Annotated in this window: 26 protein-coding genes, 1 pseudogene and 1 riboswitch; of the genes and pseudogenes, 13 read left to right on the top strand and 14 right to left on the bottom strand. The window is 70.7% G+C overall.

The features are described from left to right. Positions 1-95 precede the first annotated feature (95 nt). From AB0B50_RS18180 to AB0B50_RS18170, 3 genes are read right to left on the bottom strand one after another with little or no spacing between them, the layout of a single operon-like run. On the bottom strand, positions 96-827 hold the full coding sequence (locus AB0B50_RS18180) for an isocitrate lyase/phosphoenolpyruvate mutase family protein (RefSeq protein WP_362332293.1): 732 nt from the start codon (positions 825-827) through the stop codon (positions 96-98). Next, complete coding sequence (locus tag AB0B50_RS18175) at positions 821-1,267, bottom strand: carboxymuconolactone decarboxylase family protein (protein WP_362332290.1); 447 nt, start codon at positions 1,265-1,267, stop codon at positions 821-823. Before AB0B50_RS18175 ends, AB0B50_RS18180 begins: the two co-directional genes overlap by 7 nt. Further along, a complete protein-coding gene (locus AB0B50_RS18170; protein WP_362332287.1) occupies positions 1,264-1,830 on the bottom strand; it encodes a carboxymuconolactone decarboxylase family protein in 567 nt (188 codons plus the stop codon). The genes AB0B50_RS18175 and AB0B50_RS18170 overlap by 4 nt, the downstream gene beginning before the upstream one ends. A 47-nt stretch (positions 1,831-1,877) precedes the next feature. On the opposite strand from AB0B50_RS18170, the gene AB0B50_RS18165 reads away from it, so the two are divergent. Then, a complete protein-coding gene (locus AB0B50_RS18165; RefSeq protein WP_362332284.1) occupies positions 1,878-3,290 on the top strand; it encodes a PLP-dependent aminotransferase family protein in 1,413 nt (470 codons plus the stop codon). Between the two features lie 553 nt (positions 3,291-3,843). On the opposite strand, the gene AB0B50_RS18160 is transcribed toward AB0B50_RS18165, so the two are convergent. After that, positions 3,844-4,674 carry a hypothetical protein gene (locus tag AB0B50_RS18160; RefSeq protein WP_362332808.1) on the bottom strand — a complete coding sequence of 277 codons (831 nt, stop codon included), beginning with the start codon at positions 4,672-4,674 and terminating at the stop codon, positions 3,844-3,846. A gap of 166 nt (positions 4,675-4,840) precedes the next feature. On the opposite strand from AB0B50_RS18160, the gene AB0B50_RS18155 reads away from it, so the two are divergent. The 3 genes from AB0B50_RS18155 (at position 4,841) to AB0B50_RS18145 (ending at position 7,419) form a co-directional block, all read left to right on the top strand. Then, a complete protein-coding gene (locus tag AB0B50_RS18155; RefSeq protein ID WP_362332281.1) occupies positions 4,841-5,269 on the top strand; it encodes a hypothetical protein in 429 nt (142 codons plus the stop codon). Between the two features lie 78 nt (positions 5,270-5,347). Next, positions 5,348-6,631 (top strand): glutathionylspermidine synthase family protein, encoded by a 1,284-nt coding sequence (locus tag AB0B50_RS18150; RefSeq protein WP_362332278.1) that lies wholly within the window; start codon positions 5,348-5,350, stop codon positions 6,629-6,631. A 230-nt stretch (positions 6,632-6,861) separates the two neighbouring features. Continuing rightward, complete coding sequence (locus tag AB0B50_RS18145) at positions 6,862-7,419, top strand: hypothetical protein (protein WP_362332275.1); 558 nt, start codon at positions 6,862-6,864, stop codon at positions 7,417-7,419. A 46-nt stretch (positions 7,420-7,465) separates the two neighbouring features. Here the strand turns inward: AB0B50_RS18145 and AB0B50_RS18140 are convergent, their stop codons facing one another. Beyond that, the gene (locus AB0B50_RS18140) at positions 7,466-9,028 is read right to left on the bottom strand and encodes an NADP-dependent oxidoreductase (RefSeq protein ID WP_362332273.1); all 1,563 of its coding nucleotides are present in this window, start codon (positions 9,026-9,028) and stop codon (positions 7,466-7,468) included. Positions 9,029-9,398: 370 nt separating this feature from the next. Beyond that, positions 9,399-10,580 carry an ornithine--oxo-acid transaminase gene (gene rocD, locus AB0B50_RS18135; RefSeq protein ID WP_362332806.1) on the bottom strand — a complete coding sequence of 394 codons (1,182 nt, stop codon included), beginning with the start codon at positions 10,578-10,580 and terminating at the stop codon, positions 9,399-9,401. 216 nt (positions 10,581-10,796) lie between these two features. After that, positions 10,797-10,888: riboswitch (ZMP/ZTP riboswitch) on the top strand. Between the two features lie 39 nt (positions 10,889-10,927). Between rocD and glyA the strand changes: the two genes are divergently transcribed. After that, positions 10,928-12,244 carry a serine hydroxymethyltransferase gene (gene glyA / locus AB0B50_RS18130; protein ID WP_362332270.1) on the top strand — a complete coding sequence of 439 codons (1,317 nt, stop codon included), beginning with the start codon at positions 10,928-10,930 and terminating at the stop codon, positions 12,242-12,244. Here glyA and AB0B50_RS18125 read toward each other — a convergent pair. The 5 genes and pseudogenes from AB0B50_RS18125 to AB0B50_RS18105 all read right to left on the bottom strand — a co-directional run. Beyond that, positions 12,237-12,347: pseudogene (locus tag AB0B50_RS18125) on the bottom strand (IS5/IS1182 family transposase); the annotation flags it as partial. The gene glyA and the pseudogene AB0B50_RS18125 overlap by 8 nt on opposite strands. Before the next feature lie 105 nt (positions 12,348-12,452). Continuing rightward, positions 12,453-13,319 (bottom strand): GNAT family N-acetyltransferase, encoded by an 867-nt coding sequence (locus AB0B50_RS18120; protein ID WP_362332267.1) that lies wholly within the window; start codon positions 13,317-13,319, stop codon positions 12,453-12,455. A 148-nt stretch (positions 13,320-13,467) separates the two neighbouring features. After that, entirely contained in the window at positions 13,468-14,202 is a 735-nt protein-coding gene (locus tag AB0B50_RS18115) for a hypothetical protein (RefSeq protein ID WP_362332264.1), read from the bottom strand. Positions 14,203-14,274: 72 nt separating this feature from the next. Continuing rightward, a complete protein-coding gene (locus AB0B50_RS18110; protein WP_362332261.1) occupies positions 14,275-15,123 on the bottom strand; it encodes a hypothetical protein in 849 nt (282 codons plus the stop codon). Beyond that, positions 15,116-15,664, bottom strand: coding sequence for an RNA polymerase sigma factor (locus AB0B50_RS18105; RefSeq protein ID WP_362332804.1), 549 nt, complete (start codon positions 15,662-15,664; stop codon positions 15,116-15,118). Before AB0B50_RS18105 ends, AB0B50_RS18110 begins: the two co-directional genes overlap by 8 nt. Positions 15,665-15,807: 143 nt before the next feature. Between AB0B50_RS18105 and trpS the strand changes: the two genes are divergently transcribed. From trpS to AB0B50_RS18085, 4 genes are all read left to right on the top strand, one after another. Continuing rightward, positions 15,808-16,821, top strand: coding sequence for a tryptophan--tRNA ligase (gene trpS / locus AB0B50_RS18100; protein ID WP_362332259.1), 1,014 nt, complete (start codon positions 15,808-15,810; stop codon positions 16,819-16,821). Positions 16,822-16,907: 86 nt separating this feature from the next. Further along, the gene (locus AB0B50_RS18095; protein WP_362332256.1) at positions 16,908-17,489 is read left to right on the top strand and encodes a 2'-5' RNA ligase family protein; all 582 of its coding nucleotides are present in this window, start codon (positions 16,908-16,910) and stop codon (positions 17,487-17,489) included. Between the two features lie 48 nt (positions 17,490-17,537). After that, positions 17,538-18,728 (top strand): hypothetical protein, encoded by a 1,191-nt coding sequence (locus AB0B50_RS18090; RefSeq protein WP_362332253.1) that lies wholly within the window; start codon positions 17,538-17,540, stop codon positions 18,726-18,728. 468 nt (positions 18,729-19,196) lie between these two features. Next, complete coding sequence (locus AB0B50_RS18085) at positions 19,197-19,601, top strand: hypothetical protein (RefSeq protein ID WP_362332250.1); 405 nt, start codon at positions 19,197-19,199, stop codon at positions 19,599-19,601. Positions 19,602-19,669: 68 nt separating this feature from the next. On the opposite strand, the gene AB0B50_RS18080 is transcribed toward AB0B50_RS18085, so the two are convergent. Together AB0B50_RS18080 and AB0B50_RS18075 are read right to left on the bottom strand one after the other, a co-directional pair. Next, on the bottom strand, positions 19,670-20,425 hold the full coding sequence (locus AB0B50_RS18080) for a decaprenylphospho-beta-D-erythro-pentofuranosid-2-ulose 2-reductase (protein WP_362332247.1): 756 nt from the start codon (positions 20,423-20,425) through the stop codon (positions 19,670-19,672). A gap of 13 nt (positions 20,426-20,438) precedes the next feature. Beyond that, positions 20,439-21,851 (bottom strand): FAD-binding oxidoreductase, encoded by a 1,413-nt coding sequence (locus AB0B50_RS18075; RefSeq protein ID WP_362332244.1) that lies wholly within the window; start codon positions 21,849-21,851, stop codon positions 20,439-20,441. 167 nt (positions 21,852-22,018) lie between these two features. On the opposite strand from AB0B50_RS18075, the gene AB0B50_RS18070 reads away from it, so the two are divergent. Genes AB0B50_RS18070 through AB0B50_RS18055 form a run of 4 tightly spaced genes read left to right on the top strand, consistent with a single transcriptional unit; the run spans position 22,019 to position 24,957 of the window. After that, entirely contained in the window at positions 22,019-22,540 is a 522-nt protein-coding gene (locus tag AB0B50_RS18070; protein WP_362332241.1) for a phosphatase PAP2 family protein, read from the top strand. Positions 22,541-22,556: 16 nt separating this feature from the next. Further along, entirely contained in the window at positions 22,557-23,489 is a 933-nt protein-coding gene (locus tag AB0B50_RS18065) for a decaprenyl-phosphate phosphoribosyltransferase (protein WP_362332802.1), read from the top strand. Positions 23,490-23,545: 56 nt separating this feature from the next. Beyond that, positions 23,546-24,022, top strand: a complete 477-nt coding sequence (locus AB0B50_RS18060) for a GtrA family protein (protein ID WP_362332239.1) — start codon at positions 23,546-23,548, stop codon at positions 24,020-24,022. Beyond that, positions 24,010-24,957: a YihY/virulence factor BrkB family protein gene (locus AB0B50_RS18055; protein WP_362332236.1), complete on the top strand. Its 948-nt coding sequence runs from the start codon at positions 24,010-24,012 to the stop codon at positions 24,955-24,957. The genes AB0B50_RS18060 and AB0B50_RS18055 overlap by 13 nt, the downstream gene beginning before the upstream one ends. On the opposite strand, the gene AB0B50_RS18050 is transcribed toward AB0B50_RS18055, so the two are convergent. Then, positions 24,902-26,161, bottom strand: a complete 1,260-nt coding sequence (locus AB0B50_RS18050) for a D-alanyl-D-alanine carboxypeptidase (protein ID WP_362332234.1) — start codon at positions 26,159-26,161, stop codon at positions 24,902-24,904. The genes AB0B50_RS18055 and AB0B50_RS18050 overlap by 56 nt on opposite strands. Positions 26,162-26,212: the final 51 nt, after the last annotated feature.

Genomic DNA, 26,212 nt, shown 5'->3' with positions numbered 1-26,212 from the left:
CCGCGTTGTGGGCAGGCGTTCCGCGCGGCGGAACGGGTGGGCACAACACCAAGATGCCGGGTGCCTTTTCAACGAGGCGCCCGGCATCCCCACGTCTACGTCAGCTCATCAGCCATGCCCCGCAAAGCCCCCATGGCCCGCTTCAGCAAACCCGGCCCGAACGTCACCCTCGTGGCCCCGAGTTCCCCCAGCTCCCGCGGAGATGGCCCATCCGCCGTGGCCAAGAAGTTCAGCGGCCCCTCGATCCCCGCCCGCAGAACAGGAATCACCTCCGCCGGCGCCAGGATCGGATACACACAATCCACCCCCGCCGCCGCATAGAGCCGAGCCCGCTCAATGGCCCGCTCCGGATCCGCGACCCCTCGCACGAACGTATCCACCCGCGCATTGATGACGAGCCGTTCCCCCGCGACCTCCCGCACCTCCGTGAGCCACTCCGCCTGCTCCCGGGGATCCCGCAGAATCCCCGTCGCGCCCTTGCCCCCGTACGAGTCCTCCAGGTTGCAGCCGACGGCCCCCGCCTCCAGAATCCGGTCCACCAGCTCCTTGGCCGTGAGGCCGTAGCCGGTCTCGGCGTCCATCGTCACCGGCACGGACACGGTCCTGGTGATCCGGGCGACCGCCGCGAACATCTCCTTCGGCGGCACCTGCCCGTCCTCGTATCCGAGGGAGAGCGCGATCCCCGCGCTGGGCGTGGCGAGCGCGGGGCTGCCCGCCTCCTCGAAGACCCGGGCGCTCGCGGCGTCCCAGGGTCCGGGCAGGATCAGTGGATCGCCGGGCGCCCGGCCGTGGTGCAGGGCGCGCAGCGTGTCGACGGGGTTCACCATGCGGGACCTCCGGGGGCGATGCGGCGGCTGACCATCAGCCGGTTCCAGCTGTTGATGACGGTGATCAGCCCGATGAGATGGGCGAGTTCGGCTTCGTCGAAGTGCTTGGCGGCGGTCTCGTAGACCTCGTCCGGCACGAAGCCGTCGGTGAGCACGGTGATCGCCTCGGTCAGCGCGAGCGCCGCCCGCTCGCGCTCGTCGAAGAACTCCCCGGCCTCTTCCCAGGAGTTGAGAAGAGCGATCCGTTTCGACGTCTCGCCGTTCTCCGACGCGACGTCCACGTGCATGTCCAGACAGAACGCGCACGCGTTGATCTGCGAGGCCCGCATCATCACCAGCTCGGCGAGCACGGGATCGCCGAGCCCCTTCTTGGCGGCGGAGCTCAGCGCGCTCATCGCACCTGCGACGCCCTTGTCCAAGTGCGTGGTGCGAGGGGTCACTTGAGGTCCCCCGCCTTGTAGTGACCCGGCACCTGGCGGGTGGAGACGCCGAAGCGGTTCCACGCGTTGATGACGGTGATCGCGGCGATGAGCTGGGTGAGCTCGGCCTCGTCGAAGTGGGCGGCGGCCTTCTCGTACACCTCGTCCGGCACGAAGCCGTCGGTCAGGACGGTGATCGCCTCGGTCAGCTCGATCGCGGCGACCTCCTTGGCCGTGTAGAAGTGCTGCGACTCCTCCCACGCGCTGAGCTGGATGATCCGCTCGACGCTCTCGCCCGCCGCGAGCGCGTCCTTGGTGTGCATGTCGAGGCAGAGGGCGCAGTGGTTGATCTGCGAGGCGCGGATCTTGACGAGCTCGAAGATCACCGGGTCGAGTCCCTTACGGGCGGCCGTGTCGAGCTTGATCATGGCCTTGAAGACCTCGGGGGCGTGCTTGGCCCAGGCGAGGCGGGGGGTGTGCTCGTGGACGTACTCCTTGGCGGAGGCGCTCTCGGTGGTGCTCGATGCGGTGCTCGATGTGGTGCTCGATGTGGTGCTCGCGGTGGCGTTCTCGTTCGTCGTCATGGCAATGACACTATGGTCCCGGTAGCCCAAAGGTATGGTCCATTTCCATGGGAGAAACCTGGGCCACTTTGGGTGTCGACCTCCACCTGGAGACGGGCGGTGACGCCGCGCACGGCGGGGTCCGCAAGGGCCTGACCGACGCGCTGCGCGAGGCCGTGCGCGGTGGCCGCCTCGCCCCCGGCACCCGGCTGCCGTCGTCCCGTTCCCTCGCCGTCGACCTCGGCATCGCGCGCAACACGGTCGCCGACGCGTACGCGGATCTGGTGGCCGAGGGCTGGCTCACCGCGCGGCAGGGTTCGGGCACGCGGGTGGCGGAGCGTGTGATCACGCCGCCGGTGCGGCCGGCGCCGACCCGTAGGCCCGTCGGGGCACCGACGTACGACCTGAGTCCCGGCACCCCGGACCTCTCCTCCTTCCCGCGTGCGGAGTGGCTCAAGGCGGCCCGCCGTGCCATGGCGAAGGCGCCCAACGACGCGCTCGGGTACGGCGATCCGCGTGGCCGCGTCGAACTCCGCGAGGCCCTGGCCGGGTACCTCGCGCGGGCGCGGGGCGTACGCGCGGACCCCGACCGCATCGTCGTCACCGCGGGGTTCGTGCACGGCCTGTCGCTCATGGGCGCGGTCCTGCGTCGCCGCGGCCTGCGCGAGGTGACCGTGGAGTCGTACGGCCTGGACGTCCACTGGAACCTGTTGCACCGCGCGGGCCTGCGGACGGCACCGCTCGACTTCGACGAACTGGGCACGAGCACGGCCGGGTTGGGTTCGGGCGCGGGCTCGTCGAAGGCGGTCCTGCTGACCCCCGCCCACCAGTTCCCGATGGGCGTACCGCTGCACCCGGACCGACGGGCGGCGGCGGTCGACTGGGCGCGGCGTGAGGGCGGGCTGATCCTGGAGGACGACTACGACGGCGAGTTCCGCTACGACCGTCAGCCCGTCGGCGCGCTCCAGGGCCTCGACCCCGAGTGCGTGGTCTACCTCGGCACGGCCAGCAAGTCCCTCGCGCCCGGCCTGCGCCTGGGCTGGATGGTGGTGCCGTCAGGCGTGCGGGACGAGGTGCTCGGCGAGAAGGACGCCGCGGCCTTGTCCTGCGGCACGCTCGATCAGCTGACGCTGGCGGAGTTCCTCACGTCGGGTGCGTACGACCGCCATGTGCGCGGCGCCCGACTCCGCTACCGCCGCCGCCGCGACCAGCTCGTCGAGGCGCTGGCGGCACGGTCTCCCGAGGTCCGCGCCACGGGCATCGCGGCGGGCCTGCACGCGGTGCTCGAACTCCCGCCGGGCACGGAACAGTCCATCGTCCAGGCCGCCAACTGGGAACGCCTGGCGGTACAGGGCCTCTCCCGCTTCCGCCACCCCCGGGCGACGGTACGACAGAGGGACGCGCTGGTGGTGGGGTACGGGACTCCTGCGGAGCATGGGTGGGCGGGGGCGCTTGAGGCACTGTGCCGGGTGCTGCCGTAAGTCACCGGCTCCGCCGAGCCCGTACTCAACCGCCGGACAGGCTCAGCGGATCGATCCCGCCCGACACCAATTCTTCAACGCGTCCGGCGCCAGCTCTTCAGTTCGTCTGGCGTTAACTCTTCGGCCTGTCCGGCACGAGCTCTTCAGTGCTTCGGGCGCTGGCTCTTCGGCCTGTCCGGTGCTAGCTCTTCAGTGCCTCGGGCGTTAACTCTTCGGCACGTCCGGCACGAGCTCTTCAGTGCCTCGGGCGTTAACTCTTCGGCACGTCCGGCACGAGCTCTTCAGTGCCTCGGGCGCTGGCTCTTCGGCACGTCCGGCGCCAGCTCCTCAGTCCCTCCGGCACCAACCATTCAGCCCGCCGGTGCTAGCTCTTCAGTTCGTCTGGCGTTAACTCTTCAGTGCGTCCGGCGCCAGTCCTTCGGCCCGTCCGGCGCCAGCTCTTCAGCCCCCCCGGGCACCAATTCTTCAGCCTCTCCGGCGTTTGAGGAGCGGGGTCTGGGGCGGAGCCCCAGTTTCGGGAAGGGGCGGGCTTGGGGAAGGAACCGCCGGAGGCCTACCGAGCCCCATCCGCCGGCGCCTCTCCGAACCGGGCCAATGCCAACGCCCCCGCAACCGCCACCACAAACCCCAGCACCGCCAGCCACCCCAGCCCCTCCCGCGTCCGGTCACCAAGCCAGACCACGCCGATCAACGCAGGCCCGATCGTCTCCCCGATCACCATCCCCGCGGTGGCGGCAGTCACCGACCCCCGCTGCAACGCAGACGTAAGCAGCAGAAACGCCGCCCCACCCCCCACCACCAAGGCGTACACAGCCGGATTGGCGACCAACGCCCCCGGCGACACGTCATCGATGAGCCGCACCGCCACCTCGACCACCCCGAACCCGCACCCCGCCCCGAGCCCGAGCGCCAACGCCCGCCCCCGCCCCGGCAACCGCCCCGCCAGCGCCCCGAGCACCAACACGGCCACCGCGACGCCCAGCATCACGTACCGAAGCGCCGTCGAACCCCCGTGATCCCCCTCGTCCCCGGACGCGAGCCCCAGCATCGCGAGCCCTGCGCAGACGACCCCCACCGCCCCCCACTCGACACCGCTGAGCCGCACATGCAGCAGCCGCGCGGCGACCACCGCCGTGACGGCGAGGCTCGCGGCGAGCGCCGCCCCCACCGCGTAGATCGGAATGGAGCGCAGGGCGACGATCTGCAGCAGGAAACCGAGCCCGTCGAGGCCGAGCCCCGCGAGGTAGCGCCACTGGCGCAGCGCGCGCAGCAGCAGCGCCGGGTCGACGCCGGAGCCGGTGCCCGGCGCGGTGGCGCGCGCGGCGACCGCCTGCAGAACCGATGCGGTGCCGAAGCAGACCGCTGAGCCGAGTGCGCAAATCATCCCAAGAGACACGAAGTGACTTTAGATGAAGGTGAGTCAAAGGAGACCCAAGGGATATCCGGTGGAGCCGCCTGGCACGGCGCGCGGGTGCTTCCCTACGCTGATCGCTGATCGTGTACGCGACACCGCGTACGAAGCGCGGAGCAGCACGGGGGATCGGCACCACATGACACAGAAGCAACCACGGCGGCTGCGCTCCAGCACCGTCGTCCTCGGCGGCATGGGCGTCCTCGCGGCGGCCCTGACTTCCTGCGGCTCGGACCCGGACCGGCGCTGTGTGGACCGGGACAGCTACGACGCGATCCTCGGGTACAAGGTCATGGCCGACAAGAACTGCTCGTCGTCCTCGTCCTCGTCCTCGTCGTCTTCGTCTTCGTCTTCGTCGGGCAAGGCCCGCAAGAAGGGCTCGGGTTCGTACGGCACGGGTTCCGGTACGGGAACCGGCACCGGCAAGTCCTCCGGTCGCACCGACCCCGCCTGGTACTACGACTCCGAAGTCGACGGCCGCTACGCCGATTACGGCACCTTCAGCCGCAGCGAGGCCGTGGACCGCGACGGCTTCGGCTGCTCGGGCAGCGGCAGTGGCGGCGGCTGAGCCGGACCCGGACCTCGCATCGGGCCCGGACCTCGCATCGGACCCGGACCTCGCATCGGACTCGGAAGCGTACGACTCATGGAACGCCGCACCACGGACCCCCGCCCCGGCTGGCAGCAGACCGTCGAGGACCAGGGGCTGATCTATCCGCTCACCCGCTACCCCGACGACACCCTGCGCCCCTACTGGGACGAGAGCGCGTACTACGTCTTCTCGCTCCCCGAGGTCGAGGCGCTGGAGGAGGTCGTCGAGGAACTGCACGCGATGTGCCTGGCCGCCGCCGCGCACATCGTCGAGCACGACCGCCTCGCCGACCTCGGCATCACGGACCCCCGGGTTGCCGACGCCGTCACCGAGGCCTGGCGCCGGCGCGACGAACTCCCTTCCCTGTACGGCAGGTTCGACCTGCGCTACGACGGCACGGGCCCCGCCAAGATGCTGGAGTACAACGCCGACACGCCCACCTCCCTGGTCGAGGCGGCGAGCCCGCAGTGGTTCTGGATGGAGGAGCGCTTCCCGGGCGCCGACCAGTGGAACTCCCTGCACGAGCGTCTCGTCGACGCCTGGAAGAAGCAGGCCCCGCTGCTGCCGCCCGGCGGCCCGCTGTACTTCGCGCACTCCGCCGCCGACGAGCTCGGCGAGGACCTGATGACGGTCGCGTATCTGCGCGAGACGGCGGATCAGGCGGGCCTTGCCACGGAGTCCATCTCCATGGAGGACATCGGCTGGGACCGGCTCTCGCGCCGCTTCGTCGACAAGAAGCTCCGCTTCATGCGCAGTTGCTTCAAGCTCTACCCGTGGGAGTGGCTGACCACGGACCGCTTCGCGCCGCACGTCATGGAGACCCTCGACAACGGCGGCGGCACCGGATCGACGCTGTGGATCGAGCCGGCCTGGAAGATGCTCCTGTCCAACAAGGCGCTGCTGGCGGTGTTGTGGGAGCTCTACCCCGGGCATCCGAACCTGCTGCCCGCCTACCTGGACGGCCCGCGCGAACTGGCCGCGTCCACCGGGTACGTGGCGAAGCCGCTGCTGGGCAGGGAGGGCGCCGGGGTGACGGTGCACGAGCCGGGTTCCGCGTCAGGCTCCGCGTCAGGCTCCGCGTCAGGCTCCGCGTCAGGCTCCGTGTCGGGTTCCGCGTCGGGTTCCGCGTCAGGTTCCGTGTCGGGTTCCCCCGCACCGGTCCTGCGTGAAGAGGCGTGCTGCTATCAGGAGTTGGCGCCGCTGCCGGACTTCGACGGCAACCGGGTCGTGCTCGGCGCGTGGGTCGTGGAGGGCGAGGCGGCGGGGCTCGGCATCAGGGAATCGTCGGGGCTCATCACGGACGAGTACGCGCGGTTCATCCCTCACGTAATTCTGTGAATTCCGTATGACGGCCGAACTCGCCCTGTCTGCAGGGCGAGTTCGAATTCTGCAGATGCGGTGAACGTCACGTGAGTCGTCTCCATTCCCGGGTCGCTCACGCATCTGTGCAGAATCCGGTCGGTGTCCAGCTGGCCGGAATCACTTCTGTTCGCCCTGCGCGGGGCTCCGCAGACTGATGGCGCATTGCCCATTCGTTCACTCATGCCTCGCGGAAGGAATCCGAATTCATGGCGAGTGACAAGGCGCGTCTGCGCGTCGAGCTGGTCAACGTGCACTGTTACGACACCGAGGACAACCTCGGCGGCGACGAGTTCTACGTCGTGGGCGGCGTCATCGGCGGTGAGCAGCGCAATGTGGTGCTCACCAAGCCGATCGACATCAATGACCAGCAGACCAAGCCATTCAACCCGGCCGAGGCCGTGGTGTTCGAGGGGGAGATTCCCCTCTCGGAAACGCTGCACCTCGGAATCGCGGCGTTCGACGAGGACTTCGTCGCCGACTGGGGCAGGTATGGCCAGGCACTCAAGGAAATGCTGAACGCCGTCAACAACCTCACCCCCATTCAGGGACAGGTCGGACAGCAGCTGATCGACGTCACCATGACCGCGGCCTCCGAAGTCCTCAGGAAGGCCGACCCGGACGACGAGCTGGGCCAGCTCACCTTCAGCCTGCCCGTCTCGGAACTGCACAGCGGCGACAAGCCCTGGGCCTTCGAGGGCGGCACCTGGATGGGCAAGTGGAAGTACAAGGTCACCTACCGGATCACCAAGGTGGCAATGGCCTGACCTCCGCCCGTCCGCCCGTCTGCCTGCCCGTCCGCCTGTCCGCCCGTCAGGCGTCGGCGCCGGGCCGGACCAGCATCTTGCCGGTGTTCGCCCCGCGCAGCACCCCGAGGAATGCCTCCGGCGCCCGGTCGAGCCCGTCCACGACGGTCTGCTCGGTGCGCAGGCGGCCGTCGGCGAGCAGCGGTGCCGCCCGGCCGGTCCACTCCGGGAACAGGTCGAGGTGGCCGGTGACGAGCATGCCGCGCAGCGTCGCCTCCTGCTTGGCCGCCTGGAAGAGGTTGTTCGGCCCCGGCGCGGGGTCGGTCGCGTTGTAGGTGCTGATGGCGCCGACCAGTGCGATGCGGCCGCCGGGACGGATCGCGCCGATCGCGGCCTCCAGGTGGTCGCCGCCGACCGGGTCGAGGTAGACGTCCACGCCGTCGGGCGCGGCCTGCGCGAGCTGTTCGGGCAGGCCGCCCCGGCGGTAGTCGATGGCGGCGTCGTACCCGAAGATGTCCAGGAGCTTCTTCGTCTTCGCCGGGCCGCCCGCCGAGCCGATCACCCGGGAGGCGCCGAGCTCACGGGCGATCTGGCCGGCGACGCTGCCGACCGCGCCGGCCGCGGCGGAGACGAAGACGACGTCTCCCTCGCGCACCGGGGCGATGCGGGTCAGCGCGGCGTACGCGGCCAGACCCGTCGCGCCGAGCGGGCCGAGGTAGGCGGCGGCCGGTGCGATCGAGGTGTCGACGACCGTCACCGCGGCCGCGTCGAGCACGGCGTACTCCCGCCAGCCGAGGAAGTGCGTGACGGTCGCGCCGACCGGCACATCGGCGGCTTCGGAGGCGACGACCTCGCCCACCGCGCCGCCTTCGAGGGGGGCGCCCAGCTGGAACGGTGGGATGTACGACGGGGCGTCGTCCATGCGGCCCCGCATGTAGGGGTCGACCGACATCCAGGTGTTGCGGACGAGGACCTGCCCCTCGCCGAGCCGCTCGGGGACCTCGGTGGTGGCCAACTCGAAGTCGCTGGCGGTGGGTTCACCGGCGGGGCGGGCGGCGAGACGGATTTCGCGCGATGCGGTCATGGTGACTCCTCGGGGCGGCGCGGGGCGGGGCGGGGTGGGCCGGGCCTGGCCGCTCGGTCCTTTCGGTTTCCGTGACCGCGGTGTCGCGGTCACGGGAACGACTGTGCAGGGGAGCGCGCACGGAACACTGACGGTCCACGCACGGGCGACGTCCGGCGTCCGTAAGCCCCTGACGTCGGACGGTTCCAGGGCCCGAGCGAGTTCGCCGAGACGGGCCTCGCCATCGGCGCCCGCCACTGCGGTGACCTGGACACCGCGGAGGAACTCCTGCTGCCCTGGCTGGACTTCAACCGTCGCTTCGGAGTCGACTCCGGCACGGCCCTGATCCTGGCCCACCTCGGATACGTCGCCGAACAGCGAGGCGACGCGGCCCGCGCGGAGGACCTCCACCGCGAGGGCCTGGCGGTGGCCCGCACGACCGGCGACGAACGCGCCGTGGCCCTGGCCCTGGAAGGCCTCGCGGGCGCCCACTCCCCGGCAGGCGACCACACCCGCGCCGCCGGCCTCCTCGGCACGGCGCCCGCATCCGCGAGGCAGAGGGCGCACCCCTGCCTTCCGCGGAACGCAAGGACGTGGACCGCGCCACGCACCGCAGCCGAACGGCCCTGGGCGACACCCCCTTCAAAGCGGCCTACGAGAAGGGAGCCCACGAGAGGGGGGCCCACGAGAGGGGGGCCCACGAGAGGGGGGCCCACGAGAGGGAAGCGGAGGAACCGGAAGCCTGACCCGCCCTCTCCCTGTACTCCCCGCACCCGACGGGCAGCTGCGACGGGCAGCTCCAACGAGCAGCTACGACGAGCAGCTCCAACGGGCAGCTACGACGAACTGCTACGACGAGCCGAAGCGACGAGAGCCACCACGCCCACCGCTAACTCAGCTGCCGCCGCTGCCTCCGCTGCCGCCGCCGCTACCTCCGCTAACTCAACACCGCCCGCAACTGATCGAGCCCCCAGTCCAGATCCTCCTTGCTGATCACCAGCGGGGGAGCGATCCGAATCGTCGAACCGTGCGTGTCCTTGACCAGCACCCCCCGATCCATCAGCTTCTCCGAGATCTCCCGGCCCGTGCCGTACGACGGCGCGATGTCGACGCCCGCCCACAGCCCACGCCCCCGCACCTGCGTCACCTTGCCGGTCCCGGTCAACAGCCCCAGCTCGGCGTGCAGATGCTCGCCCAGCTCCGTGGCCCGCTGCTGGAACTCGCCCGTCGACAGCATGTCGATCACCTCGAGCGCCACGGCGCAGGCGAGCGGATTGCCGCCGAACGTCGACCCGTGCTCACCCGGCTTGAACACCCCGAGCACATCCGCGTCGGCCACGACCGCAGAGACCGGCACGACCCCGCCTCCGAGCGCCTTGCCCAGCACGTACATGTCCGGTACCACGCCCTCGTGCTCGGACGCGAACGTGCGGCCCGTCCTGCCGAGCCCCGACTGGATCTCGTCCGCGATGAAGAGGACCCCGCGCTCCCGGGTCAACTCCCTGACCCCCGCCAGATATCCGGCCGGCGGCACGAGCACCCCGGCCTCGCCCTGGATCGGCTCGATCAGCACCGCGACGGTGTTGTCGGTGACCGCAGCCCGCAGCGCCGCCAGATCGCCGTACGGCACGATCTCGAAGCCGGGCGTGTACGGCCCGAAGTCCGCCCTCGCGTCCTCGTCCGTGGAGAAGCTGACGATGGTCGTGGTCCGCCCGTGGAAGTTGTCGGCCGCGACAACGATCTTCGCCTGCCCGTCCGGCACCCCCTTGACCCGGTACCCCCACTTCCGCGCGGTCTTGACGGCCGTCTCGACGGCCTCCGCGCCGGTGTTCATGGGCAGCACCATCTCCTTGCCGCAGAGCGCGGCCAGGCGCGTACAGAACTCGGCGAACCTGTCGTGATGGAAGGCCCGCGAGGTCAGCGTCACCCGGTCCAGCTGCGCCTTGGCGGCCTCGATGAGCCGGCGGTTGCCGTGCCCGAAGTTGAGCGCCGAGTACCCGGCGAGCATGTCGAGATAGCGGCGCCCCTCGACGTCGGTCATCCACGCACCCTCGGCCGAGGCGACCACGATGGGCAGCGGATGGTAGTTGTGCGCGCTGTGCGCCTCGGCCGAGGCGATGAACTCCTCGGTGGCCGATGACGAAGACGACGACGCAGCTGAAGCGGCTGACGAAGATGAAGCAGCTGACGAAGATGATCCAAAGGGAGATGGCGTAGTCGACACGGGGTCTCCGATCGTCCTGCGGCGTGGGGCGGGTGTGGCGCCCAAGTTCTATCGTCGCTCGCATCGCGGACGAAGAAACATGCCGTATCGGCGTGCCAGCTATGGTGGCCCCTACAGCACGGCGACTGGCGTACGGGGAACGAACCCCGAGGAAGCCGTGCGAGGCAGAACCCTTCGAGGTGCCGCCCGCCTGGGCACCCGGGACCACGACCGGACACTCACCGCTCGCCCCGGAGGACGCCATGACTCTCCCTTCCTCTTCCACTCGGCACCATCCCGCCCTCGCCGCCGAGGACCCCGAACTCGCCGCCCTCGTCGCCGCCGAGGAGCAGTTGCAGGCCGACACCCTGCGCCTGATCCCCAGCGAGAACTACGTCTCCACCGCGGTCCTCGAAGCCTCCGGGACCGTCCTGCAGAACAAGTACAGCGAGGGCTATCCCGGCCGCCGCTACTACGAGGGCCAGCAGAACATCGACCCCGTCGAGCGCCTGGCCGTCTCCCGCGCCAAGGCCGTCTTCGGCGTCGAGCACGCCAACGTCCAGCCCTACTCCGGTTCCCCGGCCAACCTCGCCGTGTACCTCGCCTTCGCCGAGCCCGGCGACACCGTGATGGGCATGGCCCTGCCGATGGGCGGCCATCTCACCCACGGCTGGGGCGTCTCCGCCACCGGCAAGTGGTTCCGCGGCGTGCAGTACGGGGTGCGCCGGACCTCGGACCCCGAGACGAACGGCCGCATCGACCTCGACGAAGTCCGCGACCTCGCCCTCAAGGAACGCCCCAAGCTGATCTTCTGTGGTGGCACCGCCCTCCCTCGCACCATCGACTTCGCCGCCTTCGCCGAGATCGCCCGCGAGGCCGGCTCGGTCCTGGTGGCCGACATCGCGCACATCGCCGGTCTGATCGCGGGCGGCGCCCACCCCTCACCGGTGCCGCACGCCGACGTGATCTCCACGACCACCCACAAGACCCTGCGCGGCCCGCGCGGCGCGATGCTCATGTCCCGCGAGGAGCACGCCAAGGCCATCGACAAGGCGGTCTTCCCCGGCCTGCAGGGCGGCCCGCACAACCAGACCACCGCGGCCATCGCGGTCGCCCTCCACGAGGCGTCCCGCCCCTCCTTCCGCGACTACGCCCACGCGGTCGTCGCCAACGCCAAGGCCCTCGCCGACGCCCTGCTCGCCCGCGGCTTCGACCTGGTCTCCGGAGGCACCGACAACCACCTGATCCTGATGGACCTCACCCCCAAGGACGTTCCGGGCAAGGTCGCCGCGAAGGCCCTGGACCGGGCCGGGATCGTCGTGAACTACAACACCGTGCCGTTCGACCCCCGGAAGCCGTTCGACCCCTCGGGCGTCCGGATCGGCACCCCCTCCCTCACCTCCCGTGGACTCGGCACGGAGCACATGGCGACCGTCGCCGAGTGGATCGACCGAGGTGTCGCCGCCGCGCGCACCGGTGACGAGCACGCCCTGGCGAAGATCAGGTCCGAGGTCGCCGACCTGATGACAGCCCACCCGGCCCCGGGCCTGCCCACCGCCTGGGGCGTGTCCTGTCGATGACCTGGCGATGATCCCGCCACCGGCCACGACGCCCGTCGGAGCGCGGCATCAGCGGCAGGATCCGCGCCCAGGCCGCATCGGTCAATTCACCACGACGAACCATCCGACCATCATCGAACTCCCGACCTACCCCCCATGTCCTCAAAGGGCGTTCGGCCCCAGCCAGAGGCAGCGACGCGGCCTGTCCGATACCGCCGCCTGATCATTTTCAGGCGGCTCGGCTGACGTCCAGCCGTTCGGACGACGGCTCGTATCCAGCTGCCTTGTAGGTGGCGACGGCGGCAGCGTTCGAGCTCGGGGTGCTGACGAGTGCGCTTGATGCACCCAGTTCACGCAGCGCCGCCGCAGCGGCGATGCTGATCGCCGTCCCGTAGCCGCGACCGCGATGGTCGGCGTGCACGCCCAACGGCTCCAGCAGGCCGGGCTTGCCGGGCCCAGCCGACCAGACCGTCGCCGCGGCCACCGCGTTGTCCTGGTCGTCGTAGCCGATCAGGCAGCGGGCGTCGGCATAGACCGGCCCGGCCGCGAGGACGTGCCAGATCTCCTCGGTGAACTTCGGGCTGCCGAACGCCGAGCGGTGGACTGCGGTCCGCACCCCCGCCGTCTCCGGACCGGCTACCTCGATCCGCAGGCCGGAGTCCGCCACCGGCTCGGCGAGGTCGCGGCGCAGCGGCGTCCACGGCTCGTCCGGATTCCAGCCCGCCTCCAGGAGGACCTCGCGGAGCAGGGCGCCGTTGGGGATTTCGAGGCCGACCTTCCCCGGTGGCAGGAGCCCGCGCTCCGGATCATTGAGGTCCGCCAGCAGCTGACGCGCCAGAGCCTCGTCCTGTCGCAGGTCCGGCGCGGTCGTCAGGCGCAGCACATCAGGGCCGTCCAGGTATCCGACGGCAATGATCCGTCCGTCCACGCTCCACGTGCGGACGGCCGCGGCCAGCCTCTTTGCCCCCAGTGCCCAGGCCCAGCCGAGGTCTCCCGGATGGAGTTGCAGCGGCGTGCGGTCGTCCTGCCATACGCGGAGGGCATCCACGGCCCCGGTCAGCCCGTCGACGCCGGGCTGGTTCAGAACGATCGTCATGTCCCGCATCTCACACCAGCGCGGCGACCGGCCGCACCTGGTTTTACTCAGCCGGCCAGATCGACAGGACACTCCCTGGCCGAAGCCGCAGCCCCACCGCCCCTGTCCTGCCCCCGTGGCGGGGCAGGGGCAGCGGGGCGGCCTTCGATCAGATGTCCCGCAACTCCTGCCGCGGCCCCGTCTCCCGAGGCCGACGGCGCCAGGTCTTCGCTGCCGTCCAGCCCTCGGTCACCGGCCCCCGCAGCAGCAGTGCGGCGGCGGCACCTGCTCCGGCGCCCGGTATCGCCCACCACCACTCCGTGCCGTCACTGCTTGGTCCGCCGCCCCCTGTGGCGGCCGCCTGCTGGTCCTTGTTCTCCTCGGAGGCCGTGGGCTCCGGGCTGGTCTCCGTGCGCGGTGCGATCCCGGAGCTTCCCTCGTCGGACGCCTTGCCGAGGAGTCCGAGCTCCTTGAACAGGGAGATCAGGTGCTTGGGTTCCTTGGCGCGATACCACTCGCCTTGCAGCGATTCGATGTCCGTCGACCTGTGCACCCAGACGTCGTCTCCCTTGCCGTTCATTGGTGGATAGGCCCGATCCACCCGCCATGGCTGTACGTCGTGGACCATCCATGTGATGTTGATCTGTCGGCTGCCGTCGCCGATGTTCAGTCCCGGCGGATTCTCGCCCCGCTTCTTGGTGCCGTCGGCGGGCTCCATCCAGCGCTCCAGCTGGCCGTATTCCTCGGCGTTGTAGTAGAGCGACGCGCTCTTCGTGCTCTCCGGTGAGACCAGCAGCACGCTCGTCGGGCCGCCGGCCGATGCCTGCGGTGCGCCGAGCATCAATAGAGCCGTCGCGATCCCCAGTCCGGCCGCCGATCCGCGCAGTCCCCTTGCCGTCCGCATGTCCGATCCCCCAGCCGCCCGTCGGCGCGGCCCCTCCGCGTCGATTCACTTCTGGTACACCGCCCGAGGCCTTCAGGTTCCCGATCCGGGCCGACCACTTGGAACGGATTCCGCGATCTCCAGCGCCCGCTCCTTCGACGCCACCCCTTCGAGCCGCAGCGTCAGCTCCTGCCCGCGCGTCCACAGCAGCGTCGGCCCCGCCGTCCGCTCGGTCCGACGCCAGCGGTCGCCGTCCTCCTCCACCAGCCAGAGCGTGAGCCGATGCGGCCGCGCGAACCACAGCCCCGTCTCCTCGCCGACCTCGACCCAGTCGGGCAGCACCGGCACCGTCTTGGCGAAGCCGGGGTCCAGCAGCGCCCCGTACTCATCCAGGCGTATCGTCCGGTCGCCCTCGCGCCAGCAGAGGCTGACCAGGACACGGGAGCCCGGCTCGCGCGTCACCGACACCGCGTCCGGTGCGCCGAGCGCCTTGGGCACCGCGGGAGTGAACCCGGCCAGGCGCCGGGCCTGCGCAACGGACACCGGATCGGCGCACCCGGGCGCGCCCGGACCGGCCGACGGTGTCGCCGACGGGTCGTACCGCACCTCGACGCCGCCGAAGTCGAACCAGTCGAAGACCGCTGCCCGCACCGGAGGCGTGAGCGCGAGCACCGTCAGCAGTCCGCACAGCGCCGCCGTCACCGTCCGCCACCGCATCCGAAGACCGCGCCGCAGCCGGCGCAGCCGCTCGACGGCGCCGGGCGGCTCGGCCACCGGGACCGGCGCCCGCTCCGCGAGTATCTGCGCGATGACCCGCTCGGCCATCGTCTCCCCGCCCGGCTCCCGCGCGTCCATCGACCGGCCGAGCGCGCGCAGTTCCTCGCGCAGCCGCGCCGCCTCGTCCGCGTCGGCCGGCTCGCCCTCGTGGTGCCGCTCACTCATGTCCCTCACCTCCCTCCCCGGGAAGCAGTCGTTCCAGCTTGCGCAGCGCGCGGTTCAGCCGGGACTTCACCGTGCCCCGCGGCCAGCCGAGCGCCTGGGCCGTCTCCGTCTCGTCCATCTCCAGGAGATAGCGGTAGGTGACGACCAGGCGGTGGTCGTCGCCGAGCTGGTCCAGGGCGGCGAGCAGTGCCGTCCTGCGCTCGTCCCGCAGGGCCGCGACCGCCGGGTCCGCCGATTCCGGTATCAACGGCTCCGCTTCCGCGAGCGCCGCCTCCCGGCCGACGACCGAACGCTGCCGGACCGCCGAACGCACTGTGTTCCTCGTCTCATTGGCGACGATCGCGAGCAGCCACGGCTTGAACGCCGAGCCGTCCCTGAACCGCCCCAGCGAGCAGTACGCCTTGAAGAAGGCCTGCTGCACCACGTCTTCCGCGTCCGATCCCGCGCCGAGTGCCACCGCCGCCCTGAGTGCGATGCCGGTGAACGCGCGCACCAATTCCGCGTACGCCTCCGCTTCTCCGGCGCGCACGCGGGCGATCACCGCACCCTCGTCGACGACGCGGCCCCCCTCCAGGACCTCCCCCTGTGCCCTCACACCTTTGATACACCGGCCGTGCCCGATCGGTTCCCACCCGTCACACACCTGTTTCCGAGCTATGAGAGTCACCTGAGAGAATGGGGACCATGGCCTCTGAACGTCCTCGTGTGCTCTCCGGGATCCAGCCCACCGCCGGCTCGTTCCACCTCGGCAACTACCTCGGCGCGGTGCGCCAGTGGGTGGCGCTGCAGGAGTCCCACGACGCCTTCTACATGGTGGTGGACCTGCACGCGATCACGGTCGCGCAGGATCCCGCGGAGCTGCGCGCCAACACCCGGCTCGCCGCGGCCCAGCTGCTCGCCGCCGGTCTCGACCCCGAGCGCTGCACGCTCTTCGTCCAGAGCCACGTGCCCGAGCACGCCCAGCTCGCCTGGGTGATGAACTGCCTCACCGGCTTCGGCGAGGCCTCCCGCATGACGCAGTTCAAGGACAAGTCCGCCAAGCAGGGCGCCGACCGCGCCTCCGTCGGCCTCTTCACGTACCCGATCCTGCAGGTCGCCGACATCCTGCTGTACCAGGCCCACGAGGTCCCGGTCGGCGAGGACCAGCGCCAGCACATCGAGCTCACCCGTGACCTCGCCGAGCGCTTCAACGGCCGCTTCGGCGAGACGTTCACGGTGCCGTCGCCGTACATCCTCAAGGAGACGGCGAAGATCTACGACCTCCAGGACCCGTCGATCAAGATGAGCAAGTCGGCGTCCACGCCGAAGGGTCTGATCAACCTCCTCGACGAGCCCAAGACCACCGCCAAGAAGGTCAAGAGCGCCGTCACCGACACCGACACGGTGATCCGCTACGACGTGGCGGAGAAGCCCGGCGTCAGCAACCTCCTCAGCATCTACTCCACGCTCACCGGCACCGGTATCGCGGAACTGGAGCAGAAGTACACCGGCAAGGGCTACGGTGCGCTGAAGACCGACCTCGCCGAGGTCATGGTCGAGTTCGTGACGCCGTTCCGGAACCGCACCCAGGAGTACCTGGACGACCCGGAGACGCTCGACTCGATCCTGGCCAAGGGCGCGGAGAAGGCCCGTGCCGTCGCCGCCGAGACCCTCGCGCAGGCGTACGACAAGGTGGGCTTCCTGCCCGCCAAGCACTGAGCCGCCGGACCGAGCGCAACAGCCGTACTCGCGCTGCCCGCCGGGCAGCGCCCCCTTGCCCATCGACACGACGACAGGAGCACGACGTGGGGACCGTAACGATCGGCGTCTCGATCGCGGTCCCGGAGCCACATGGCAGCCTGCTCCAGGAGCGGCGTGCGGGCTTCGGGGACCCCGCGGCGCACGGCATCCCCACACACGTGACACTGCTGCCGCCCACCGAGGTCGACGCCTCGGCGCTGCCCGCGGTCGAGGCGCACCTCGTCTCGGTCGCGGCGGCCGGGCGCCCCTTCCCGATGCGCCTCTCGGGGACGGGCACCTTCCGTCCGCTGTCGCCCGTCGTCTTCGTACAGGTCGTGGCGGGCGCCTCGGCATGCTCCTGGCTGCAGGAGCGGGTGCGGGACGCGTCGGGGCCGGTGGCGCGCGAGCTGCAGTTCCCGTACCACCCGCACGTCACGGTGGCGCACGGCATCTCCGAAGAGGCCATGGACCGTGCCTATGAGGAGCTCGCCGAGTACGAGGCGGAGTGGCCTTGCACCGGCTTCGCCCTGTACGAGCAGGGTGCCGACGGCATCTGGCGCAAGCTGCGCGACTTCGTTTTCGGCGGCACTGTAGTGCCCCCTCAGGCCCAGGCCCCCGCGGCGCGGGGTACGCTGCCCGCTCGCTGACCGGGGGCGGCGCCCCCGGCCGATCGTGCCGGGGGGACCATGCGCAGAATGCGGAGGTCGGCGGCTTTTGCCGTCGTGTTCGCCGTCGTGGCGGCGGGCTGCGGTACAGAGCGGCCCGAGGAAGACACCGACTCCGGGCCGAAGCCCCGCGCGACCGGGCTATCCTGGGAGTATGAGCGCATCGACGACGTCGACGGCGATCTGATCGACGGGGCCGCTCTGGCTCCGGACGACATCTGGGCCCTGGGCGCCGACCGCGTCGACGACGGGCGGTTCGCCAAGGGGCACCTGCTGCACTTCGACGGCAAGAAGTGGTCGCGCGAGCCGATGCCGATCAAGGGCAATCCGTTCATCTCGCGGATGGAGTCCCTGGGATCGGCGGGCATCTGGCTGCACACCACGGAGAACAGCGCGTCGGCCCCGGCGAACCCGAGGTACGCGCTCTGGGACGGCACCCGCTGGGGGCCCGTGGGGAACGCTCCGGCCGGGCCGATCAAGGACGTCGAGGTCATCTCCCCGGACGATGTGTGGGTGCTCCAAGGCGACGGCAAGGTGACGCACTGGGACGGCAGCCGCTGGACGGTGACGCCCCTGCCCGCTGAGAAGATCGTCGCCCTCGGTGGTTCGGCCCGGGACGACGTGTGGGCGGTCGGCGCCCGGACGACGGGACCCGGCGTCGGCGGTCCCGGCGGCGAGGTCAGGCAGCTCGCCGCGGCCCACTTCGACGGCAAGAAGTGGTCGCTCACCAAGACCCCTGCGTTCCGTTTCCCCGATCCGGTGCCGCCCGAGCCGTACGCCGAGTTCACCGGGATCGACGTCGCCTCCAAGACGTACGCCCGTGTCTACGGAGGACACTCCTACAAGGGGTACGACGGCGAGGAGGTCCGCGATCCGGAGTCGGAGGCCGTCCTGTTGAGCTGGGACGGCTCGCGCTGGACGGACTCCGAGCCGTTCCCCGGAGCATGCGAGTACCGCACCCCCGTGATGCGGGACGGCAACCGCGGTTTCTTCATGAACGGCAACTGGCACCTCACCACCGACGGCACCTGCACCAAGATCAAGAAGCACCGGCTGCCCGCGACGGCCGACGGCGTGCGCCCGGAATCGGAGCAGCAGCTCTGGCTCAAGCGGATCATTCCGGTACCGGGCACGGACAAGGTGCTCGGCGTCGGCAAGGTCGACGTCCTGCAGTCCGGATCACCCACGCACAAAGCCGTCGTCGTCACCCTGAAGCGCTAGAAGAGGGCCATGAAGAAGACCGGCGTGATCCTGGCCGCGCCGGCCCTCACCGCGGCGTCCGCCGACGACACATGGCCCGCGGGATACGAGGGGCGCAACGGCAGCATGGACGCCCCCCCCGACAGTCAGTTCCTGGTGCACTACGACGGCACCGAATGGCAGCGCCAGAAGCCGCCCGCCGAGCTCGACGGGAACATCTTCCATCCACGGCTCGACTCCTCCGGACCGGACCAACGTGTGGCTCTTCGCCTCCGGCATCACATCCGGGGCGGGCGCGGCCCGTCGGGACGGCTCCCGCCGGCAGCGCGTGCCACGCCCGCGGGTCGAACTCAACCAGCCCGCGGCGATGCACTGGGACGGAAGGACCTGGACGCTCACACAGACGCCCGACTACCGCTTCCCTGAGCCCGTTCCGCCCGAGCCGGGAGCTTCCCCGGACGGTGTGGAGGCGGTGTCTTCGAAGGAGGTGTGGGCGTACGGCTCGCACACCTTCAACCACGGAGAGGTCGAGAACGAGCCCCCGTCGAGCACATCCTGCTGCGCTGGGACGGCTCCCGTCGGCACGAACAGAAGGACGCGGACAACGACCCGTGCCTCTCCAGGGGCATCGTCACGCACGGCCGGGACGGAGGCCTCCTCTTCGGAGTGGGTCGTTACCGCTCTCCGGAGGGCCGCTGCGTCAGGCCGACCTGGCCGCGCCTGCCCGCCGAGGGCGAGGTCACGGCCAAGGGCGAGCGGCAGCTCTGGCTCGGACCGATCGTCCCGGTGCCCGTCACCAGGAAGTTCGTCGGCGCGGGCAAGGTCTACGTGATGCAGAGCGGCAACCCGCTGACCCTGCCCGCCGTCGCCACGTACGAACCGCCGAAGGGCTGAGCCGCTGAACCCCCAGCCGAAGGGCTGAGCCGCTGAACCCCCAGCCGAAGGGCTGAGCCGCTGAACCCCTAGACGGGCAGGCGCCGGAACACGGGCCTCGGCACGTGCCGCAGCGCCGACATGACCACCCGCAGCGCCCCCGGCACCCACACCGTCTCCGAGCGCCTGCGCAGCCCCGTCTCGATGGCCTGCGCCACCGCGTCCGGGGTGGTCGCCATGGGGGCCTCCTCCAGGCCCGCCGTCATCTTCGAGCGCACGAAGCCGGGGCGCACGACCATCACGTGCACCCCGGTGCCGTGCAGCGCGTCGCCCAGGCCCTGGGCGAAGGCGTCGAGGCCCGCCTTGCTGGAGCCGTAGATGAAGTTCGAGCGGCGCGCGCGCTCGCCGGCCACCGACGAGAGCACCACCAAGGAGCCGTGCCCCTGGGACTGCAGGGCCCGTGCGCAGACCAGGCCGGCCGAGACGGCGCCCGTGTAGTTGGTCTGGGCGACGCGCACCGCCGAGAGGGGCTCGTCCTCGTCGCGCGCCTGGTCGCCGAGGATGCCGAAGGCGAGCAGCACCATGTCGACGTCGCCCTCGGTGAAGAGCTTGCCGAGGACCTCTTCGTGGGACTCGGAGTCGAGCGCGTCGAAGGCGACGGTGCGCACGTCCGCGCCCATGTCGCGCAGCCCGGCCGCGGCCTTCTCCAGGTCCGGCGAGGGGCGCCCGGCAAGCCACACCGTGCGGGTGCGGCGGGCGACGAGGCGCCGCGCGGTGGCGAGGCCGATCTCGGAGGTGCCGCCGAGGACGAGCAGGGACTGAGGGGTGCCGAAGGCGTCTTTCATGAGTACCGGTCTCCTAGAGGGCGAGGCGGCGTGAGAGGTCCGAGCGGAACACGCCGCGCGGGTCGAGATCGGACCGCAGCGCGCGGAAGTCGTCGAGCCGTGGATACATGGCGGCGAGCATCTCGGGCCGCAGCCGGGAGTCCTTGGCGAGGTAGATGCGCCCGTCGGCCGCGGCCACGTCCTCGTCGAGGTCGTCGAGGAAGGCGCCGAGGCCGGGGAGGTTCGCCGGGATGTCGAGGGCGAGCGTCCAGCCGGGCATCGGGAAGGACAGCCAGCCCGGATCGCCCTCTCCGAAGCGCTTCAGTACGGCGAGGAAGGAGGGGCAGCCGCGCTCCGAGATGCGCCGCACGATGCGGCGCAGGGCCTCCTCCTTGCCGTATCCGACGACGAATTGGTACTGGACGAAGCCGCTGCGGCCATAGATGCGGTTCCAGTGCGGAACGCCGTCCAGGGGGTGGAAGAAGGTGGAGATCTTCTGCAGCTCGCCGGTGCGGGAGCGGGGCGCCTTGCGGTACCAGAGCTCGTTGAACAGGCCCACCGAGGCCTTGCCGAGCAGCCCTTCGGGGACGAAGGAGGGGGCGGCGGGAAGCTGCCCCGGGCGGAACGCGAGAGGGGCTCTACGCGCGCGTGCCCGCTCCGGGAGGGCCTCCAGGGGGGCGTGGTCGCCACGGGTCAGGACCGAGCGGCCCATGGAGGCTCCGCGCGCGAGGAGGTCGATCCAGGCGACCGAGTAGCGGTAGCGGTGGTCGGTGGCGGTGAGGCGGGCCATCAAGTCGTCGAGGTCCGTGGCACGTTCGGTGTCGACGCTCATCAAGGACGTCTCGACCGGCTGGAGTTGGATGGTCGCCGACAGGATCACGCCGGTCAGGCCCATGCCGCCCGCCGTCGCGTCGAACAGGGGAGCGCCGGGCGCGACCGTGTGGACCGTGCCGTCCGCGGTGAGCAGGTCCATCGCGAGGACGTGGCGCGAGAACGACCCCGAGACGTGGTGGTTCTTGCCGTGGATGTCGGCGCCGATCGCCCCGCCGACCGTCACATAGCGGGTCCCCGGGGTCACCGGCACGAACCAGCCGAGGGGGAGCAGGACTTCCATCAGGCGGTGCAGCGAGACACCCGCGTCGCAGACGACCGTGCCCGCGTCGGCGTCGATGGCGCGCACCCGGTCGAGGCTCGTCATGTCGAAGACGGCGCCGCCCGCGTTCTGCGCGGCGTCCCCATAGGCCCGGCCCAGGCCGCGTGCGATGCCGCCGCGCTTCCCGCAGTCGCGCACCGCGGCCGCGGCCTCCTCGTGCGTACGGGGTCTCACCAGCCGGGCGGTGGTGGGTGCGGTACGGCCCCAGCCGGAGACGGACACGGAGGAGGACGCCGGCGCGGGGGTGCGGGCAAGGGAATCGGCGTGGGAATCGGCGGGGGAGTCGGCAGGCATGAAAGTGACCGTATCGCCCGTTGAAGTGTGGTTCGCTCTAAACCATCCCTCCCCTCACCGAAATGGGTGATTGATGGAGTGTCACCCAATATTGCCGGAATTATTGGGGGGTTGCCTAGAAGAGTCGAGATGCCCAGATCTCGAAATGTCTTCGAAAATGAGGCCACATGCACGACATGGACCACCGGTTGCTGTCGGCCCTGCGCGACTGCGGCACGAACCCGCGCGTGGCGGCCGCCGCGCGCGCCCTGTCCTGGAGCGGCGAGCACGGCGCGCTCTGGATCGTCGCGGGACTCGCGGGCGCCGCCGTCGACCGCGAGCGCCGAAGCGCCTGGCTGCGCGGCACGGCGCTGACCGCCGCCGCGCACCTGGCCAGCATGGGCGTCAAGCGGGTCGTCCGCCGCCCGCGCCCCGGCGCCCACAACGGAGTCGAGCCGCTCGTGCGCACCGCGGGCCGGCACTCCTTCCCCAGCTCGCACGCCACGTCGGCGGCCGCGGCAGCCGTCGCGTACGGCGCGCTGCGCCCCGTCGGCGCCCACCTCGTCCCGCCGCTGGCCGCCGCGATGTGCGTCTCCCGGATGGTCGTCGGCGTCCACTACCCCTCGGACGTGGCCGCGGGCGCGGCGCTCGGCGCGCTCACCGCGCGTGCGGGTGCCACCTGGATGAACGGAGGCCGTGGCCGTGCCTGAACGTATCGCCGCCGTCCTGGAGCGGCCCCGCACGCCCCAGCCCCCGAAACCGGGCCCGGTCGGGCTGCCGCTCGGCCTCCTCAAGACCGCGCGCCCGCGCCAGTGGGTGAAGAACGTCCTGGTCGTCGCGGCGCCCGCGGCCGCGGGTGAGCTCTTCTCGCGGCATGCGCTCGCTCAAGTCGCGATCGTCTTCGTGCTGTTCACGGCCGCCGCGTCCGCCGTCTACCTGATCAACGACGCGCGCGACGCCGAGGCCGACCGGGCCCACCCCACCAAGTGCCGCAGGCCGGTCGCCGCCGGACAGGTCCCGGTACCCGTCGCGTACGCCACCGGAGGGCTCCTGGCCGTCCTCGCGCCCGCGGCTGCCGCCGTCCTGTGCACCCCGCTGACCGCGGCGCTCCTGGCCGCGTACGTGGGCATGCAACTCGCCTACTGCGTCAGCCTCAAGCACGTGCTCGTCGTCGACCTCACGATCGTCACGACCGGTTTCCTGATGCGCGCCATGATCGGCGGGCTCGCCCTGGAGATCCCGCTCTCGCGCTGGTTCCTGATCACCACGGGCTTCGGGGCGCTCTTCATGGTCTCCGCCAAGCGCTACTCCGAAGCCGTGCAGATGTCCGCGAGCTCCGAAAAACTGGGTGCCACGCGCGCGTTGCTCACCGAATACACCACCGGGTACCTGCGCTTCGTATGGCAACTGGCCGCGGGGGTCGCCGTCCTCGCGTACTGCCTGTGGGCCATGGAGGAGGGCGGCACCGCCAACGGCAGCCTGCTGCCCTGGCGCCAGCTGTCCATGGTGGCCTTCATCCTCGCGATCCTGCGGTACGCCGTCTTCGCCGACCGGGGCACCGCGGGAGAGCCGGAGGACGTCGTCCTGCGGGACAGGGCGCTCGCCGTGATCGGCCTCGTCTGGCTCGCGATGTACGGGCTCGCGGTCGCGGACTGGTGAATCGCGAACAGATGGGTCGGACGAGCCGCGGACAGATGAGTCGCGCACAGGTGGGTTTGAATTCCCTACGCGGGCGACTGCGGTCGCTCGGACCCGAACTGCTCGGCTTCGCCGCCGCCGGGATCTGCGCGTACGCGGCCGACCTCGGCCTGTTCGTCTGGCTGCGCGGCCCCATGGGCCTGGACCCGCTCACCGCGAAATCGCTCTCCTTCGTGGCGGGTTGCTCGGTGGCGTACGCGGGCAACGCGCTCGGCACCTACCGCGGCAGGACCGCGGAGGTCTCGCGACTGCGTCAGTACGCGGTGTTCTTCGGGGTCAACATCGCGGGGGCCCTCGTCCAGTTGCTGTGCATCGCCGTGTCCCACTACGGACTCGGCCTCACTTCGCAGCGCGCGGACACCGTCTCGGGCGCCGGAATCGGCATGGCGCTCGCCACTGTGCTGAGGTTCTGGGGTACCCGGACCTTGGTCTTTCGCGCGGCGGGCAGGAATCCGGGGAGAACAGCAGGCACGGAGGCGTCATGGACTGGCTGAAGAAACTGCCCGGCATCGGGCCCCTGGTGGAGAAGGGCATGCGCACGCACGCGTGGCACGCCTATGAGCGGCTCGACCGCGTGCACTGGTCCCGTCTCGCGGCCGCCATGACGTTCATCAGCTTCCTGGCGCTCTTCCCGCTGCTCACCGTCGCGGCCGCTCTCGCCGCGGCGACGCTCTCCAAGAAGCAGCAGGACAGCATCGAGGACAAGCTCACCGAGCAGGTCCCCGGCATCTCCGACCAGCTGGACCTGAACGCCCTGGTCGCCAACGCGGGCACCGTCGGTCTCGTCGCGGGCGCCCTGCTGCTCTTCACCGGCATCGGCTGGGTCGGCTCGATAAGGGAGTGCCTGCGGGCCGTCTGGGAGCTGGAGGACGAGGAGGAGAACCCCGTCCTGCGCAAGGCCAAGGACGCCGGGGTGCTCATCGGCCTCGGCGGCGCGGGCCTCGCGTCGTTCGCCGCGTCCGCGCTCGCATCGACCGCCGTCGGCTGGACCGCCGACCTCCTCGGCATCGACGAGAAGGGCTGGGGCGCGGTGCTGCTCCAGGTCGTCGCGTTCGCCATCGCCGTCCTCGCGGACTTCCTGCTGCTGCTCTACGCCCTGACGCTGCTGCCCGGCGTCCAGCCGCACCGGCGCGAGCTGATCACCGCCGGGCTGATCGGCGCGGCCGGGTTCGAGCTGCTCAAGCTGCTGCTCGGCGGCTATATGAAGGGGGTCGCCGCGAAGAGCATGTACGGCGCCTTCGGAGTGCCCATCGCGCTGCTCCTGTGGATCAACTTCACCGCGAAGCTGCTGCTGTTCTGCGCCGCCTGGACGGCGACGCAGAAGGCGTCACGTGCAGCGGAAGCGGAGACGGAGGGGGAAGAGGCGCCCGCCGTCAGTCCTGACGCGCCCGACGGCCGTTCGGGCCCGGCAGCGGCATCCGGCGCCTGACCACGAAGACGCCTGCGGCGAGCACCACGATCACACCGCCCGTGATCGCGAGGGCGATGGCCATGCCGCTCGACCCGCTGTCGGAGGAGTGCGCCGCCTTCTCGACCGTGCCCTTGCCGTCGCCGCCCGGGGCGCCCTTGCCCGCGCCGCCGGTGGCCGCGCCCTTCGGGGCGACGAGTTCGCCCACCGGGTCGACCTTGTCCGCGGCCTTGAAGCCCCAGTCGAAGAGGCGCGCGGTCTCCTTGTAGACCGCGTGGGTCTCGTTGGAGGAGGGGTTCATGACGGTGACGAGGAGAACCTTGCCGTCACGTTCGGCAACACCGGTGAACGTGTTTCCCGCGTTCGAGGTGTAGCCGTTCTTGACGCCCGCGATGCCCTTGTAGGGGCTGACACCGATATCGCCGGTGAGCAGCCGGTTGGTGTTCTGGATCTCGAAGGACTCGCGCTTCGTCTTGCCCTTGTCCTTGCCCTTGGTGACCTTCTTGGTCTCGCCGGGGAACTTGGCGGTGGCCGTCGAGCAGTACTCGCGGAAGTCCTTCTTCTGCATCCCGGAGCGGGCGATCAGCGACAGGTCGTACGCGGAGGAGACCTGCCCCTTGGCGTCGTAGCCGTCGGGGGAGACCACGTGCGTGTCGAGGGCCTGCAGGTCATCGGCGTGCTTCTGCATGTCCTTGACGGTCTCGTCGACGCCGTCGTTCATCGCGGACAGGACGTGCACCGCGTCGTTGCCCGACTTCAGGAAGACACCGAGCCACAGGTCGTGGACGCTGTACGTCTCGTTCTCCTTGATGCCGACCATGCTGCTGCCCGCGCCGATGCCCTGCAGGTCGGAGAGTGCCACCTTGTGCTTCTGCGTCTTGGGGAACTTCGGCAGAACCGTATCTGCGAAGAGCATCTTGAGGGTGCTCGCGGGGGGCAGCCGCCAGTGCGAGTTGTGCGAGGCGAGGACCTCGCCGGACTCGGCGTCCGAGACGATCCAGGAGCGTGCCGTCAGGTCCTTGGGCAGGACGGGGGCGCCCGGCTTGAGCTTCACCTGGGTGCCCGGCTTGCCGAGCTGGGCGCCGCCGACGGTCGACATCGAGGCCGGGGGCTTCGGTTGGTCCTTGTCGCCCGGCTTGCCGTCCGCGAAAGCGGGCGCGGTGGTCGACATGGTGAGCAATGTCGCGGTAGCGAGCAGCATGGCGGCTTTTTTGGAGGCAGGCACGGACGAGAACGTACAGGGCCGGGCTGTGGAAGTCGGCGCCGAGGTGCGCTG

Origin of the sequence: Streptomyces sp. NPDC041068 (assembly GCF_040647455.1) — a bacterium.
In the GTDB taxonomy this organism is placed as follows: domain Bacteria; phylum Actinomycetota; class Actinomycetes; order Streptomycetales; family Streptomycetaceae; genus Streptomyces.
This window is presented reverse-complemented; position numbering and strand designations above follow the sequence as displayed.